Source organism: Paenibacillus sp. FSL R10-2199, assembly GCF_038000235.1.
Classification (GTDB): domain Bacteria; phylum Bacillota; class Bacilli; order Paenibacillales; family Paenibacillaceae; genus Paenibacillus_AQ; species Paenibacillus_AQ phytohabitans.
Window position 1 is genome coordinate 1683714 of the sequence record NZ_JBBOBO010000002.1, and the last position, 16602, is coordinate 1700315.

The 16602-nt window shown below is 52.6% G+C and carries 14 protein-coding genes; 5 read left to right on the forward strand and 9 right to left on the reverse strand.

Annotated features, from left to right (window positions below; all coding sequences use genetic code 11):
* Positions 1-109 precede the first annotated feature (109 nt).
* Positions 110-1546: an MFS transporter gene (locus NYE33_RS35175; protein ID WP_341069922.1), complete on the reverse strand. Its 1437-nt coding sequence runs from the start codon at positions 1544-1546 to the stop codon at positions 110-112.
* 157 nt (positions 1547-1703) lie between these two features.
* Between NYE33_RS35175 and NYE33_RS35180 the strand changes: the two genes are divergently transcribed.
* Positions 1704-2321 carry a TetR/AcrR family transcriptional regulator gene (locus tag NYE33_RS35180; RefSeq protein ID WP_042133887.1) on the forward strand — a complete coding sequence of 206 codons (618 nt, stop codon included), beginning with the start codon at positions 1704-1706 and terminating at the stop codon, positions 2319-2321.
* Between the two features lie 164 nt (positions 2322-2485).
* On the opposite strand, the gene NYE33_RS35185 is transcribed toward NYE33_RS35180, so the two are convergent.
* On the reverse strand, positions 2486-3625 hold the full coding sequence (locus NYE33_RS35185; protein WP_076247374.1) for a polysaccharide deacetylase: 1140 nt from the start codon (positions 3623-3625) through the stop codon (positions 2486-2488).
* Positions 3626-4128: 503 nt separating this feature from the next.
* On the opposite strand from NYE33_RS35185, the gene qoxA reads away from it, so the two are divergent.
* Genes qoxA through qoxD form a run of 4 tightly spaced genes read left to right on the forward strand, consistent with a single transcriptional unit; the run spans position 4129 to position 8026 of the window.
* Positions 4129-5145: a cytochrome aa3 quinol oxidase subunit II gene (gene qoxA / locus NYE33_RS35190; RefSeq protein WP_042133885.1), complete on the forward strand. Its 1017-nt coding sequence runs from the start codon at positions 4129-4131 to the stop codon at positions 5143-5145.
* Positions 5146-5188: 43 nt separating this feature from the next.
* Positions 5189-7138, forward strand: a complete 1950-nt coding sequence (gene qoxB, locus NYE33_RS35195; RefSeq protein WP_171720564.1) for a cytochrome aa3 quinol oxidase subunit I — start codon at positions 5189-5191, stop codon at positions 7136-7138.
* Entirely contained in the window at positions 7135-7731 is a 597-nt protein-coding gene (gene qoxC / locus NYE33_RS35200) for a cytochrome aa3 quinol oxidase subunit III (RefSeq protein WP_042133881.1), read from the forward strand. Before qoxB ends, qoxC begins: the two co-directional genes overlap by 4 nt.
* Before the next feature lies 1 nt (position 7732).
* The gene (gene qoxD / locus NYE33_RS35205; protein WP_039302907.1) at positions 7733-8026 is read left to right on the forward strand and encodes a cytochrome aa3 quinol oxidase subunit IV; all 294 of its coding nucleotides are present in this window, start codon (positions 7733-7735) and stop codon (positions 8024-8026) included.
* 200 nt (positions 8027-8226) lie between these two features.
* Here qoxD and NYE33_RS35210 read toward each other — a convergent pair whose 3' ends face one another.
* The 7 genes from NYE33_RS35210 to NYE33_RS35240 all read right to left on the reverse strand — a co-directional run bounded on the left by NYE33_RS35210 (position 8227) and on the right by NYE33_RS35240 (position 16448).
* Entirely contained in the window at positions 8227-9312 is a 1086-nt protein-coding gene (locus tag NYE33_RS35210) for a hypothetical protein (protein WP_341069924.1), read from the reverse strand.
* A gap of 285 nt (positions 9313-9597) precedes the next feature.
* Positions 9598-11307: a methyl-accepting chemotaxis protein gene (locus NYE33_RS35215; protein ID WP_042133876.1), complete on the reverse strand. Its 1710-nt coding sequence runs from the start codon at positions 11305-11307 to the stop codon at positions 9598-9600.
* Positions 11308-11451: 144 nt separating this feature from the next.
* Positions 11452-12138: an ECF transporter S component gene (locus NYE33_RS35220; protein ID WP_042133874.1), complete on the reverse strand. Its 687-nt coding sequence runs from the start codon at positions 12136-12138 to the stop codon at positions 11452-11454.
* Positions 12111-13952 carry an ABC transporter ATP-binding protein gene (locus NYE33_RS35225; protein ID WP_341069927.1) on the reverse strand — a complete coding sequence of 614 codons (1842 nt, stop codon included), beginning with the start codon at positions 13950-13952 and terminating at the stop codon, positions 12111-12113. Before NYE33_RS35225 ends, NYE33_RS35220 begins: the two co-directional genes overlap by 28 nt.
* Entirely contained in the window at positions 13868-14812 is a 945-nt protein-coding gene (locus tag NYE33_RS35230; RefSeq protein WP_341069929.1) for an energy-coupling factor transporter transmembrane component T, read from the reverse strand. The genes NYE33_RS35225 and NYE33_RS35230 overlap by 85 nt, the downstream gene beginning before the upstream one ends.
* A complete protein-coding gene (locus NYE33_RS35235) occupies positions 14809-15705 on the reverse strand; it encodes a DUF4430 domain-containing protein (RefSeq protein ID WP_341069931.1) in 897 nt (298 codons plus the stop codon). Before NYE33_RS35235 ends, NYE33_RS35230 begins: the two co-directional genes overlap by 4 nt.
* Positions 15706-16181: 476 nt before the next feature.
* Positions 16182-16448, reverse strand: coding sequence for a hypothetical protein (locus NYE33_RS35240; RefSeq protein WP_341069932.1), 267 nt, complete (start codon positions 16446-16448; stop codon positions 16182-16184).
* Between the last annotated feature and the right edge of the window lie 154 nt (positions 16449-16602).

Here is a 16602-nt window from a genome sequence, read left to right on the forward strand (position 1 = left end):
CACTGTCCAGTTTCGCAAACAATTAATTTTCGTTGTTATAAGAAAAATATTATTTCAGGGATTCCGCCAGACACAGACAAACAGCTGTAGAGATACGACACACTAATTATCAAACGCTGCCCCGCCGCTGTCTGCGTTCATCACTGAATAAAGCTGCGGCGATGCCGGGAAGGATCAGGTAACTTGCGAACTTATAAGTCTGGCTGAAAGCATCTACGGCAGCCTGCTGCTGCACATCCGCTCCAGGTATCACCCGTATGTTAGCGGAGCCCGCTGCTCTCAGCTGCCCGGCTGTATTATGCTGCAGCACGGTGACGATAATGGCCACGCCGATTACACTGCCGAGTGACTTCGCCATATTGGTTACCCCTGAAGCAATACCCACCTTGTCTTCAGGAACGACCCGGATCGCAGAAGACATCACAGGTGCCATCGAGAGCCCCACGCCGAGGCCGACCAGCGCGAGCCGGAGCATCACCGCGCCCAGTGTAGAGCCGGCGTGCAGCCCGCTCATGGAATAGGTGGCACCGCCTATCAACACCATGCCTGCTGCAGCAAACCGGCTGCTGCCATATTTCGCAGACAGCGGTCCGGAAATGGCTGAGCTGGCGATGGAGCCGACTGCCATCATGGAGAGAACAAGGCCCGCCTTCAGTTCCGACACCCCCATCACCCGGGTCAGATAAAAGGAGGTCAGCAGCGAAACATTCATCAGCGCCGCACCTAAGATGATCATAGAAACCGATGTGCTGTTGAATGCTCTGATCCTTAGTAATGACAAGGGCAGCATCGGCTCCTTCCCCTTGTACTGCGTAATAAAAAAGAACACCACAAACAATACTCCCGCAGCCAGCAGCGCTAGGAAAATCCGTGAGCTCCAGCCGTAATCCTGCACTTTGATCAGAGCATATGTAAGGAAGAACATCCCTCCGGTGATCCCCAGGATCCCGGCGTAATCTATGGAACGGCCCGCTGTGTTATCCCGCGATTCCTTAATGAATATGGCCGTCAGCACAATACTCAGCAGCCCAAGCGGCACATTCACAAAAAAAATCCATTCCCAGCTCAGCTTCTGTGTCAGAATCCCGCCAAGCGCCGGACCGCTTGCAGCCGCCACCCCGGAGATGGCACCCCAGATGCCGATAATCACGCCGTGCATTTCTTTGGGAAAGGTTGTGGTAGTCAGCGGAATCGTGACCGGCACAATCACCGCACCGGCCAATCCCTGAATGACTCTAAGTGCGATAAGCATACCGAGTGAAGTAGAGAGACCCGCCAGCAGGGAGCTCAGCGTAAACAACGCCACTCCGATGAGGAACACCTTCCTCCGCCCGAACTGATCGGCCAGACGGGAGGCGGTGAGTATAAACACGGCGAATGCCAGATTATAGCCGTTCATCACCCAGGAGACTTGTGCTACACTTCCGCCGAAATGACGTGTCATCTCCGGCAGGGCAATATTAATAATCGTCGTATCTAGCAGCGCCATGAAAAAGCCCAGGACTATTGCCGTAAAAGATAAAGCTCTGCGTGTTCTGATGCCCATCTCCATCACCCTTCAAAATATGAAATAAAGTTCATATTCGCATTATATGAACCAAAGTTCATATTTGTCAATTACAAAAAATGAACTATAGTTCAACTTTTATTGACAGCTCAAAACTGCTCCTCTAGAATTTGTACTATAAGGGGGACCTTAAGACATGGGTGAAATCGAGGACAAAGTTAGAACTCCGCAGCAGGAGCGCAGTATCAGAACCAAGGAAGCCATTATCCGGGCGGCAATGAAGCTATTCTCGGACAAGGGCTTCCATCAGACCAATACCAAGGAAATCGCAGCGGCGGCCGGGGTATCCACAGGCAGCTTCTATTCCTATTTTATTGATAAAAGAGCCGTATTCATCGATGTTCTCCATATGTACGGCGATGACCTTCTGGCCAGGATCGATGCTTCAATGTCAGAGATTAATTTCGAAACGATCGGCCGCTCCGAGCTGATTCTGCATCTGATAGACACCCTTCTGCTCTCGCATAAGGCGTTTATCGGATATCATAAAGATCTGAGCATCATGTACCACAGTGATGAGGTCATCAAGCAGCTGATGGATGCCCAATATGAAACAGGCCGGCTCAGAACGCTTAAGTACCTGCAGATGGGTCAGGATGAATTGAAGACTGAAGACGTTGAGGCAGCTTCCGTAATTGTGTTCGAAGCGGTGAGCGCGATCGTCGATGTCATTTCCTTCTCCCCGCAGCGGATTGCCGTGGACCGGTTGAAGTCGGAGCTGGTCAATATGCTTGTCCAATATCTGTACAAGTAGCGCCTCCGATACTCTCGTGCTAACACATCTGGCCGCTGATTCAGCCGGTGCGGACCTGCATTGTTGTACTTTATGCAGGATTTCCGGCGATTCGGCGGGCCGCAAAAAAGAGCAAGCCGCCGTAAATTCCCGCAGCTTGCTCTTTTGCATTCAAATCCTTCTGATCACCGTTTATCCTTCCAGAAATTCACCGGCTCCATATCCTTCGTAATGACCTGGAAGGTGTAGCCATCCTTCTTAAGCGCTTCTAGCAGACGCGGCAGCACCTTGAGGGTGGCCTTCTGATCATGCATCAGAATAACCGGATTGGTCTTCGACTTCTTCAGCGTGTGAACCTGCTCCATTACTGTATTGTAGATCTTGTCACTGTCCTCTTTGTATCTCCAGTCATTCGAATCCACATTCCAGTCCCAGAGATGATAGCCCTGACCCAGCACCTTATCCCGGAAAGACTTGGTGAAATACGGTTTGCTTCCGTAAGGCGGCCGGATTAGCGTTGTAGTAGCACCCGTCAGCTTCTTGAGGACAGCATTATCGCCCGACATCTCCGCCAGTGCCGCAGCCGGGGAAGCATAGAATTTCTCCTTGCGGTGTGTCATGCCATGAAGCCCCAGGCCGTAGTCCTCCTTCACAATCCGCTTCACCTGCGAAGGATATTTGTTCATATTATTTCCCAGCATGAAGAAGGTTGCCTGCACCTCATACTTGCTTAAGATATCCAGCAGCTGGGAAGTCGTCGCCGACGGGCCGTCATCAAAAGTAAGATACACGGTTTGTCCCGGCTTGCCGGGTTCAGCGGATGGCGCAGGAGCCGCAGGCACTGTTTCCTTCGGCTTCAGCTCTGCTGCATACTGGGCGACAAAGGCTTCATCCGTAAGCCCCGCCGAGCCGTCCTTCACCCGGAGTAAATATTTATCCCCCGCAAAGGATATGATATACCCAAGATACCCGCTTACTTTCAGCGGAACCATAAGTTTACCGTCCTGCAAAAAAGTGCTCACAGGCACCACTGTGCCATCTTTGAGCACAGCGCCGGCATCGCCCTGCAAGGTCAGCGACCCGGAGCCGCCAGACACCAGAACTCCGTCGGTCAGGCCGGTAAGCGTCCATTTTAATTCATCGGCCAGAGCACGCAGCGGGACATAGTAAGTGCCTTTTACAGACACGGCTTCTATACCGCTCAATTTATCGTTGATCCCGAGCTTCAGTACATTAGTCTTACCTTCAGCATTAGCAGGGATCTGTACAAGACCCGTAATCAGGAATAAAGAGAAGAATAACAGCATTATTTTTTTAATGGGCACAGCAGCAATCTCCAATCTATGTATATTTGTCTATTACTTTATCACACATAGATATAACGTAATTTGAGAGATTGTAACCGCAAGCTAAAATATTGTTACCCTTTTTGCAATGAGAAAATGATTATTCAGCTTTTTTTCTGAAATACGACAATTCGCGTCGAATGCTGTCACAGCAAGCAATATGCGGTTAAATCACATCTTTTTGACCCAAAATAAATGTGACAAAATTAATAACAATTGTGCAATCTTGAACAAAGTTTGAACAACCTTAAAATTAGCTTAAACTGCGCCACTACAGTGATCTTTATCATACCTTTAAGTAGTTGTAACAATTTGATCACACATATTTAACTTGTTCGCCATTTTTAAGGTCTTTTTTAGCTTAATATACAAAATATGTATTTTGCATTATGGGTAAGTAGTTCTTACTATAGATACAGGTTAAGTAGTAAGACCGTTAATGAACGGCGAATGAAAAGTAGTATTGAAGGAAGGAGTTCTATATGAAAAAAAAGGGACCGTTATACGCTTTGTTTCTAAGCCTGATCCTTCTCCTGCCGGGATGCAGCTCGATCGCTGTTCTGAACCCGAAGGGGCCGTCTGCAAGGACGTTATCGGACACCATCATTCTCTCCATTGTTGTAATGCTTGGTGTTCTGGCAGTTGTCTACATCTTATATATCTTTGTTCTGGTGAAATACCGGGCGAAGAAGAGTAACGAGGGTTACATTCCTGAACACGAGGAGGGCAACAAGGTACTTGAAGCGATCTGGATTATTATCCCGATCATTATCGTCGCCTTCTTGTCAGTTGTAACCGTCAAGACAACTACCGAGGTTGAGAACGTGGCCGCGGATTACAAAGATCAGACACCGCTGGTCATTTACGCATCATCCTCCAACTGGAAATGGCATTTCAGCTATCCGGAGGAAGGCATTGAAACGGTTAACTACGTGAATATGCCTGTGCATCGTGCAGTTGAATTCAGAATGTACTCATTCGGCACCATTACCAGCTTATGGATTCCACAGCTTGCCGGACAAAAGTACGCCATGAGCGACATGCTCACCACGCTTCACCTTTCTGCTGATACCGAAGGCTCTTATATCGGAAAGAATGCCAACTTCAGCGGTAAAGGCTTTGCCCACATGGAATTTGAAGCTCTTGTTATGAGCAACAAGGATTATGACGAATGGGTGAATGACGTCAAGGAAACCGCGCCAGAGCTTACAGAGGATGAATTCAAAGGCCTGCTCGCCACGGACTTCCTCGGACGCAAAACCTATTCCTCGACCCATTTGGAGTTCAGTCCTCCCCCTGGAGACCACAGTGAACACATGAGTGGTGACGGAAGTGAGATGGATATGGACAACGGCAGTGAAGAGCATCAGGATAACAAAGAGATCCACCCTTCTCCTGAGCCGTCCAGCGGAACCGAATTTGACAGCGAACCTGATCCGGAAGTCGAACAGCCGCTGCCAAGCTCACCCGTAGATGCCGAGACTCATGATGGCCACTAGCTCTGCAAGAGCTTAACGTAACACACTGAAAGGAGCCACCCTAATGGATTTAGACAAATTTAAGGTTCACGGCGAACCCTTGATATACGGAGCCATGGTCAGCATTGCACTTGCCACCATCGGGATTCTCGTCGGGCTTACCTATTTCAAGAAATGGGGATACCTCTGGCGTGAATGGCTTACTACTGTAGATCACAAAAAAATCGGTGTCATGTATATCCTCGCGGCGCTGCTCATGCTGTTCCGCGGCGGTGTGGACGCGATGATGATGCGTCTGCAGACGGCAGCGCCGGAAATGAAATTCCTCGATGCCCAGCATTACAATGAGGTATTTACCACGCATGGCCTAATCATGATCCTGTTCATGGCCATGCCGTTCATCATCGGTCTGATGAATGTGATCATTCCGCTGCAGATCGGCGCGCGTGACGTCGCGTTCCCGCGGCTTAACGCCGTCAGCTTCTGGCTCTTCTTCATGGGGGCCATGCTGCTGAACATTTCCTTCGTTATCGGCGGATCGCCGGATGCCGGATGGTCAGCCTACTTCCCGCTGGCGAGTCTCGAATTCAGCCCGACGGTCGGTAACAACTACTACTCTCTGGCTCTGCAGATTTCTGGTATCGGGACGCTGATTACAGGGGTCAACTTTATCGTAACGATTCTCAAGATGCGCGCACCGGGCATGAAGCTGATGAAGATGCCGATGTTCACCTGGTCCGTACTCATCACCAACGTCATTATCGTCTTCGCCTTCCCGGTACTTACTGTCGCGCTTGCGCTGATGATGTTCGACCGCCTGTTCGGCTCCCAGTTCTTCACGATGGCCAACGGCGGGATGGATATGCTCTGGGCCAATCTGTTCTGGGTTTGGGGTCATCCGGAGGTCTATATCGTTATTCTGCCGGCCTTCGGTATTTATAGCGAAATTATCGCCACCTTCTCCAAAAAGAACCTGTACGGATATACCTCAATGGTATTCAGTATGCTGATTATCTCGCTCCTGTCCTTCCTAGTATGGGCTCACCATTTCTATACGATGGGTCAAGGCGCCATGGTCAACAGCTTCTTCTCGATTACCACAATGGCTATTGCCGTACCTACAGGGGTTAAGATATTCAACTGGCTGTTCACCCTGCGAAAAGGCAGGATTACCTTCACAACGCCAATGCTGTATACGCTCGCCTTTATTCCGATTTTCACCATCGGCGGGGTAACGGGTGTCATGCTCGCAATGGCCAGTGCCGATTACCAGTATCACAACACGATGTTCCTTGTGGCGCATTTCCACTATGTGCTCATTCCGGGTGCCGTGTTCGCCGTCATCGCCGGGTTCCATTACTGGTTCCCTAAAGTGTTCGGCTTCCGCCTGAATGAACGGCTCGGTAAGCATTCCTTCTGGTGGATCGTGATTTCCTTCAACGTAACCTTCTTCCCGCTGTTCTTCCTGGGTCTGATGGGAATGACACGCCGGACGTATACCTATTCCGAGGAATCAGGCTTTGGCCCGCTGAATATGCTGTCCTTCGTAGGGGCAGTCGGGCTGGCTATCGGATTCCTGCTGCTGGTCTACAATATTTACTGGAGCACACGTTATATGCCTAGAGACACAACAAGTGATCCATGGGATGGACGGACACTCGAATGGGCTACGCATAGCCCGATGCCGATCTACAACTTCGCAATTGTCCCTACTGTGCAGACCCGTGATGCCTTGTGGTCCGCGAAGCAGGACAATATCCCGCTCTATGACGACAAAAAAATCACCAAGATCCATATGCCTAGCAATACCGGCAAGCCGTTCATTCTGGGCGTGATCTTCTTCATCCTGGGATTCTCCCTGGTATTCAGCTTATGGATTCCGGCCATCCTCTCAGGTATCGGTGTCATTGTCATGCTGGCCTTCATGTCCTTCGACCGGGATCACGGCTACTATATTTCGGCTGAAGAGGTTATCGCTACAGAAAAGAAATTGAAGCGGGGTGAGACTGTATGAAAATAGATGCGTCCAAGCCGCTCGAATATTCAACGGAAGAGAACAGTAACAAGATCTTCGGCTTCTGGGTCTTTCTCGGAGCTGAAATTCCTCTCTTCGCCACATTGTTCACTGTTTACTTCGTAATGGTCAACCGCTTTGCCAGCGGACCGAGCGCCAGCGAGCTGTTCAAAATCGGCCCCGTGCTGATCGAGACCTTCCTGCTGCTGTCGAGCTCCTTCACGATCGGCCTGGCTATCCATGCCATGCGGCATGGCTATAAGAAAGCGATGATGGTCTTCATGGCCATCACGCTGCTTATGGGCCTCGGCTTTATCGGCATTGAAATTGACGAGTTCTTCACTTACGTCCATGAGGGTGCGACCCTGCAAACCAGCGGTTTCCTCTCCAGTCTGTTCGTACTGCTCGGAACGCATGGTGCCCACGTCAGCTTCGGCTTCCTGTGGGGAGCGGGAATCATGATTCAGCTGTGGCGCCATGGCATCACACCGGCCACCGCCAACAAGGCTTTTATCTTCTCCCTGTTCTGGCATTTCCTGGACGTTGTCTGGATCTTTATCTTCAGCTTCGTCTACCTGAAAGGACTGATGTGACATGATGAAGCAACTGTTCCCAATTCGCCATGTGATGGGTTATCTGGCCTCTCTGGTCCTTTCTGCCGCTGCGCTGATTGTCATCTACGGAGATCTCTCCTCCGGGGCCAATATGGCCGTGCTGCTGATTACAGCGCTTATCCAGGCTTCTCTGCAGCTGTTTGTATTCATGCACATCGGGGAATCGGCCGACTCCAAGAAAGAGCTGTACATCAACATCGCCTATGCACTGTTCGTGGGTCTGGTTACCATCTTCGGAACCCTGTTTATCTTCGTGTGGGGCTGGTACTCTTAAACTTTATGAGGGGCGGGAACGCCTCTTCTACGCAGCATAATAAAAGCGGTCCGTTTCCGGTATGTTCCGGGACGGGCCGCTTTTTTGGTGCAAATCATGAATTAATATTGATGTGGTCGTAACTGCGGTGAATGTTTAAACTTCCCCCTCCGTCACTTCCATCTTGTATTGTCCATTCAAGTCCGAAAGCTAAAAAATCACTAATCCTGCAACTGCACCACACTGCTGCTGCTCTCATCCCCGCTCCATTCGGTATACGCCAGCTGTTTGCCCGAAGGGCTCCAGGAGGTCGTCAGATTCCCTGTACCATCTGCAACCTTGACAGACTTACCCGATTCCAGATCGTAGACATAAAGAGCAGTAGAGGCCGTACCGTCCCCGTCAGCGGACATGCTGTAGGCAATCATCCGCTGGTCCGGCGACCAGGAGATACCGCCAAGCTCCGCGCCTTCCACGATAATCTTCTGATTTCCCCCGTCTGTATCAGTGAGGAGCAGCGCTTGTGCGGAATCCTTATATTGCTGGACCAGCAGCTGATCTCCGCCCGGTGAAGGAATTACGCTGCCGACACGGTCAATTTTCAAGGTGGCTTTTTCCTTGGTATTCAGATCGAAGGTTTGCAGCGATTCGCCGGAATTGGAGGTGTAATAAATCTTATCTTTGATTTGCCGGACAACAATCAGTCCTTCACCGCTAAGTCCCTCTACCGCAGCGATCTTACCGGAGGTATTTGCTGTAAAAGCACCTCCGCTGTATGCAGGTCCTATAACGGTGTCATCATCAGCCCACCGGGCGCTCATAGCTCCTGCAATGTCATCGCCTGTGATACTGAAGGTCTTCTTTGACCCTAAATCCATCACATAGTAGACCGGATCTCCTAATGAGAATTCACTATACAGCAGATGCTTGTGATCGGATGACAATACAGCGTCTCCCAGAAACACATTTTTCTGTTCCTTGATCAATTCAAATTCTTTGGTATCCAGGTGGTAGAAGTACAGGCTTTTGGGCAATGAATCCGCGAGCTCCTCCAGACTCATTTTACCTAACTTGTCGTTCTCCTTGGACACTACAACCGTATCCTCATCCATCCAGTCAGAAATAACTATATTCTCATAATGCCTGATCTCCCCCGCCGCTACCCCAGGCCCGGCTGCTTCCCGGGTTGGTTCGGCAGATTTGACGGGTTCAGCCGTGGCATTATTTCCGTCCTGACCTGCACTGCAGGCAATAAGTGTGCTCAATAATACCGGAACTAGGGCCAGTTTGAATATTGGGGTCCTCATCCTGTAAATCGCCTCCTTGAATTCAGGTTCACATCCTGGAATGAACATCCAATCATGGAATCATGGAATCAGGAATCGCGCTCAAGGCGCCCTTCCGTTTCCTTAGCAATACCCCGGAGCTGCTCTCCCGGTATCCTTAAAGACGTGAGCAGTAAGCCGTATGTTGCAGGAAGCTGCCTGTTGTTGTAGGGCCGGATGACCTTATTCATTCAAAAAAAGCCTTGTTCAGCTGCAGATAACAGGAAACTCCCTGCAATCTTTAGCCGAACAAGGCTTCAGTAATTCCTATAGCTTGAACCGGGCCAGATGCTTCTGCAGATCCTCGGCCAATGTGGCGAGGTACTGGGCAGAGGAAGACATCTCCCCCATTGCGGTCAGCTGCTGCTCACTCGCTGCGCTTGTGTCCTGAACATCACCGGCGCCTTTACGCGAGATTTCATCCACCTCAGCCATCGCCTGGGCTACGCCCTCCGATTCCTGGGCGACATGTCCGATAACCTCCGTAATCAATTCCATCTGCTCGCTGGCTGCTTGAATAGAGGTCTGTATCTCAGTAAATGCGGCGGAGACCACTTCGCTTTGTGCTACGCCATGGGAGACAATCCCGGAGCCCAGCTCCATGGATTCCACTGCACTTTCAGTCTGCTGGCGGATATGGGTAATAATCTCCGTAATCTGCAGCGAGCTTCTTCCGGTAGCTTCCGCAAGCTTGCGGATTTCACCCGCAACGACAGCGAAGCCCCGCCCATGCTCTCCCGCTCTGGCCGCTTCAATCGAGGCATTCAGTGACAGCAGATTAGTCTGGGTAGCAATGTCATTGATGGTTGTGATGATCGTGTTGATCTCTTCGGATAGGCTGCCCAGACTGCCGACAATACTCTGGCTTGCCGATACACTGGAGTCAATCTCCCGCATTTGGGCCAGAATCCGTTCAACCGCTTCAACGCCCCGGTCCGTTGATGAGGCAGCCTGTGCCATCAGACCGTTCATTTCACTGCCGCTGTGCCGGGCCTCGTTAATATCATACGTCATCGTCCGGACGGACCGGGCGGTACGTGCGATGCTCTCGGCCTGTACATCGAATCCGGCAGCGATTTCACTTGAGGTCTCGGCGATCATCTGGGAAGCATGTGCCGTCTGTTCTGCGCTGGCACTCATCTCCTCTGAGGAAGCCGACAGAATCTCGGCACTCTCGGAAACTCCGCGCATCATATTCTGGAGGCCTTCCAGCATTGTATTAAACGAAGTGTTAATCTGGCCGATTTCATCCTTCGACTGATACGAGGCGGCAGCAGTCAAATCCCCCTCCTCTGCCCGCTTCATCAGCTGCTGCAGTTCCTTGAGCGGTTTCGTAATCAACCGGGTAATCATGATGCTGATCACAATACTCAGAACCCAGGCAATAGTAATCAGAATACCGCTTAAAGTGATGGAGCTTTTGGCGCTTGCTACAGTATCCTCATTATGCGCGGATGAATCCTGTACAAGCAGGGCCGCAGTATCCTCCAGCAGGTTAACCATCGTCCGGCGCGATTCACTGAACGCTCCACCCGAGAAAACCTGATACCCCTCATCATTCAGATTATTGTCGGCAAGATGGATGATATTATCACGCTGGGAGCGGTAGTCCGGCAGAAGGAGCAGGTATTCGTTGATATTAGCCGCGATTTTGTCATTGCTGAACTCAACCGTCTTGAGCTGCTCTAAAAGTTCATTGTTCGTAGTGATATTCGTTTCAATAGCCGCCTTAAGCTCCAGACTCTTGGCAGCATCCCTGGTAATGAGATCCTCCAGAAGAAAAGATTCGATCGCCCGGTTATTCCCGCGGATCTCCGTAATGAGATAAATCGGCAGCAAATTCTGTTCGTATGTCTCCTGGGACCTGTCCGCCATTCTGCTGGTGGTCATAATGCCTGTCGTCCCAATGCCTATGAGTAACACTACAATCACTGCAATCAGCAAAGTCATTTTATGCTTAATCTTCAGATGTCTCATTTCTTATAATCCCGCCTTCTCGATATCTTGCTGTAACTGTATTTATCGGAGAATTAGGCCAAAATGTTGATAATTCGCTGAAAAAAATGTCGAAAAAAGAAAAATATTATCGATTCATATGAACAAAGACCTATAAACAGCTTTTCACTCTTGAAGCAGTCCATACTTCTTGCGGAATCTCTTCAGCACTTTGGTCCATCCGCCGGCCAGAATAGCCAGGAACAAGACATTGGATAAAGCATGGGCCAGGTCAAAATAAAAGCTGGCTCCATAGGTCGCTGCCACAAGCCCCCAGCTGAACGCATCCGGGAGACTGAGAATAACCCAGAGATTCATAATCCAGCCGAACAGGAATCCCCATATAAAACCGAAGATCAGCAGCCCGGGCCGTTTCTTCATCCACCAGGTATTCCGCAGCCAGCCTGCCGTAAGTCCGGTCATCCCCCAGGCGAACATCTGCCATGGTGTCCAGGGGCCCTGACCGAAGTAGATATTCGAGACCAGCGCCGCCACTGCACCGATGACGAACCCTGCCTCTGCGCCAAAGACATAAGCCGACAGAATGACAACGGCAGACACGGGCTTGACCCCAGGCAATGCGGCAAAAGGAATCCGGCTGACCGCAGCAATAGCAGATAATACGGCCAGCAGCACCAGTTCACGGGATGCCAGCTGTCGGCGCTCCAGACGGAGAAACAGCGGCAGCAGCGCAGCCAGCAGCAGCACCAGGCTGAGCAGCACATAATGACGGTCTTTCAGCGCTGCTGTTAGCGCGAGGCCAGCCACGAATAATCCCAAAGCAATCAGCAGGGGGGCGCGGAACCGGACCATGTTCGAATCACATCCTCTATTGTCAATGCCTGCGGCAGTAAGTCCCGGACCATACGGTTGACTGCCGTAGTATAGAAATAATTACTGCTGAAGAACTCTGCCGGCGCCCCTTCCGCTGTTATGCTGCCGTCAAACAACAGCGCACAGCGGGAAGCATATTTAGCGGCAAACTCCACATCATGCGTTACGATCAGAATACTGGCCCCCTGCCTGCGCAGTTGCTGGAGCAGAGCAGCCAGCCTGTCCTTGGCTGCCGGGTCGAGCCCCTTAGTCGGCTCATCCAGCAGCAGGATATCCGGCTTCAGCAGCATCATCATGGCAAGTGCGGTCTGCTGCTGCTGGCCGCCGCTGAGATCATGCGGATGGCTCTGCAGCACCTCGCGGAGCCGGAAGACTTCCAGCAGGGCATCTATTTCCCGCCCGGCTTCTTCCAGGGATGCCCCGGCATACTGCGCCATATGCTGCAGTTCCTCAGCCACAGTATCATAACTGAAATAGAGCAGCGGATTCTGGGCCAGAAGCCCGGTTGTACTCCCCTTGGACAGCTCGGCCTTGCCGCGCTGCGGCTTCATCAGGCCGCCCAGTACATGGAGCAGGGTCGACTTCCCTGCACCGTTCCCGCCCATAACCGCCAGAAGCTCTCCCCGCCTCAGCGTTAGCGAGAGCTTCCTCAGCACCTCCCGGCCTTCCTTGTCGTAGCGGAAGGTAACCTCTCTGCAGCTGAGCAGAATTTCTGCGGATGGTGCAGGAAGTTTCACGGGTGAATCAGGATTCCTCACCTGGCTGAAGGAATTAGACGGGGAAGTAGCGGGCTCAGCACCTGCATTGGCGGGAGTGACTGTACCCGGAGCTGCAGCAGTTTCTTCACGGGAGACAGCAGCAGGTAATCCTGCGCCGCAATTAGCGGCCGGATGATCACGAATGACAGTGGCGCATACTCCAGCTTCTGTCACAGTAGAAGCTACCGCTGCCCTGGAATGCACCCAGCGTTTGCCCTCGCGTACGGTCAGCGGAATATTCTCCGGCGCGGCTGTTCCCGCTTCCGTTGACAGCGCCAGATATAACCGTGAAGCTGCCGGAAGATAAGCCTGACGCGAAGCGAGTGATGCGCTGCCGGCTTGCTGAACGAAAGCGCGCGGGCTCGCATCTGCCACCAGCCTGCCGCCCTCCAGCATCAGCACACGGTCGGCGAGCGGCAGCACCTCCTCCAGCCGGTGTTCGCTGATGATTACCGTCACCGACATTTCCTCGTTCAGACGCTGCAGCGCCATAATGAATTCCCGGGCAGCTACAGGATCAAGCTGTGAGGTCGGTTCGTCCAGCAGCAGCACCTTGGGCTGAAGCAGCAGCACCGAGGCCAGATTAAGCAGCTGCTTTTGCCCGCCGGACAGCTCATGCACGGATTGGTAGAGCAGGGGCTCCAGCCCGAATAATGCGCAGATCTCAGCCAGCCGGGTCCGCATCACTGCAGGCGGTATCCCCAGATTCTCCATGGAGAACGCCAGCTCATGCCAGACGGTATCCATCACGATTTGCGCATCCGGATTCTGGAAGACCATGCCGATCTCCCCGGCGGCAACGGCTGCGGGAAGCTCTGGCAGGAGCTGCCCTTTATATGTCAGGCTTCCGCCGAACATGCCTACCGGAGCAAGCTCGCGTTTCAGATGGCGCAGCAGTGTCGTTTTGCCGCCGCCTGACGGACCGCAGAGCACTACGAATTCGCCTTCTTCTATTGTGAACGAGAGCTCATGGAGCGAGTCCCTGTCTTCTTCAGGATAGCGGAAGGATACTTGTTCTGCTTTGAGGATCTCCATAACCATTTCTCCTTTCCTTCCAGACCTGCAGGGAGCAGGACGAACAAGCAGAAGCTGCCGTACATCACGGCATCCTGCCAGCCGAAATCCATACTCTTCATCCGGGGATAAATCTCCAGCGTACCGTAGCCCTGCAGCCAAAAGAACAATGCAATCATACCGCTGAGCGTCAGTACCAGCAGAATCAGCTTATCCTGCCGATCCGGCTTGTATATACTGTACGTGCTGCGTTTGGCAACCCCGTAGCCGCGGGCCGTCATGGAATCTCCGGTCTGCAGCGCTTCCTCCAGCGACCAGGTGAGCAACACCTTCAGCAGCGTCATGCCGTCTTGCATCCGCTTGCGCAGGCTTCCTGTGCGGACATCCACCCCGCGCAGGCGCTGGATCAGGGTAATCTGGCGCAGCCGCCGCTGGAATAAGGGGACGAACCGGAGCGCCATCAGCGTAAGTAATGCCGTTCTTGGCGCAGCGGCAGCGAACAGGTACATGAATTTATCTGTCGTTACCGTGTAATTGTATGAAATGAACCAGATGAAGATTGTCAGCAATACGGTCATCATTATAAGTCCGTACAGCACAGCCTCCAGCGTAATCGGCTGATCCAGCCAGTAGAAGAGAATATGCGCACCCCTGTGCGAGAACAGCGGATTCAGCACTGCGACTGAAACCCCCATCAGGAGCATAAAAGGCAGACCGCGCAGCAGCGCCTTCCCTTGGCCCTGCAGCAGCAGCAACGCCAGCAGACCTGCTATTTCCGTAACCAGAAACAACGGATGAAGCCCCAGCAGGGCGAACAGCAGCAGCCCGGCATAATAGAGCAGGGCTACGGCAGGATGCATGGACCGGAAGCCGCTGTTCATGGCGCCGCTGCCCCGATATCCTTGCCAAGATCAAGCGTATACAGCCACTCTACCGTATCTCCGGGCTTCATAACCCAGCTGCCGGAAGCCTTGGACGGAAACTCTCCGTTCACCTTATACATCCAGCCGCTCTCTGCCCCGTGATCATATTCGTACAGATTATCTATACCTTCCACATAGGCAAAGGTTTTGCTGCCCTGATATTCCATCTGGATCTTGTGCTGGCGGGTAATCCGTCCCAGCAGCTCCAGCGCAGTCTCATTCTTCTCTATTTCATAAGCCGCCGGGGCCAGAATAACGCCGTGCTCCTCATCTCCAGTAATGGAGAGAGTCACCGTATTCACCGGCGCGGCGGTGGCGGCCGGAGCTGGCGCGGCTGGCTTGCCGGAGGCCGCCGGGGCTGGCGCGGCTGGCTTGCCGGTGGCGGCCGATGCTGGCGCGGCGGGACTGCCCGTAGCCGCCGGGGCTGGCGCGGCGGGACTGCCCGTGGCCGCCGGGGCTGGCGCGGCGGGACTGCCCGTAGCCGCCGGGGCTGGCGCGGCGGGACTGCCCGTAGCCGCCGGGACTGGCGCGGCGGCACCGGTGTGGCCGGGCGCCGGCGCGGTGGCCGCCGGCACCGGGGCTTGCGTAACGGGAGCTTGCTCCGTTACGCCGGGGGCGGCTCCGGCTGGCGCTGCGCCGGAGCTGGAAGCTGCCATGCCGTCCGCCGTGGCGGAGGGTATGGCAGTGCCCTCAGGCCGCGGCGTCTGCGCGGCCTGGGAACTGGCGGGCGGCACAGGCCCGCCGCCTGCGGAATCCGGCTGCGCCTTGGAGCAGCCGGAGAGCAGCAGGACAACCAGGAGCAGGAGCAGCGGATAAAGCCTCGCCCTTCCTGATTTCAATAGACTGAACATTACCTCAAGCACCTCCACAAAAGGGAAAAGAACGGGGGCAGTCAGCCTGTTCCCCGTTCCGTCCAAACACCTTATGATTTCTTAGTGTGACTTATACAAACTAATCCTTAGCAAAGCACCATCAGCCAGCCCCTTGGCCGCCTGAGCATCCAGCCCCGCAACCCGAAGGAGCTTCTCTATCGGCTAAGATCAGCCGCTTTAAATACTGGCTGGCACGATACTCTCAGTTTCATTAGCTCTAGCTTCATTAGCTTCATTAGCTCTAACCCCACTAGCAGTAGCATCAGTAGCTTCTTCAGCATTAGCTCTAACTTCACTAGCAGTAGATTCATTGGCTCATTAACTCTAGCCTCACTAGTAATAGCTTTATTAGCTTCATTGGCTTCATTGGCTTATTAACTCTAGCTAAACTAGCTCTAGCTTCTTCAGCATTTGCTCTAGCCCCACTAACAATTACATCATTGGCTTCATTGGTTCTAGCCCACTAACGGTAGTTTCATCAGCTCTAGCCCCACTAGCAATAGCTCCATCAGCTTCATTAGCTCTAGCCCCACTAGCAGTAGCATCAGTAACATCAGTAGCATCAGTAGCATCAGTAACATCAGTAACAGCAGCATCAGCAGCATCAGCAGCAGCAGCAGCAGCAGCATCAGCAGCATCAGCAGCATCAGCAGCATCAGCAGCAGCATCAGTAACATCAGCAGCATCAGTAGCATCAGCAGCATCAGTAGCATCAGTAGCATCAGTAGCATCAGTAGCATCAGTAGCATCAGTAGCATCAGTAGCATCAGTAGCATCAGTAGCATCAGTAGCATCAGTAGCATCAGTAGCATCAGTAGCATTTTAAATCATCGGCTCAATCCGGGAAAGCATGCCTTCCCGAGCGAAACTCCACAA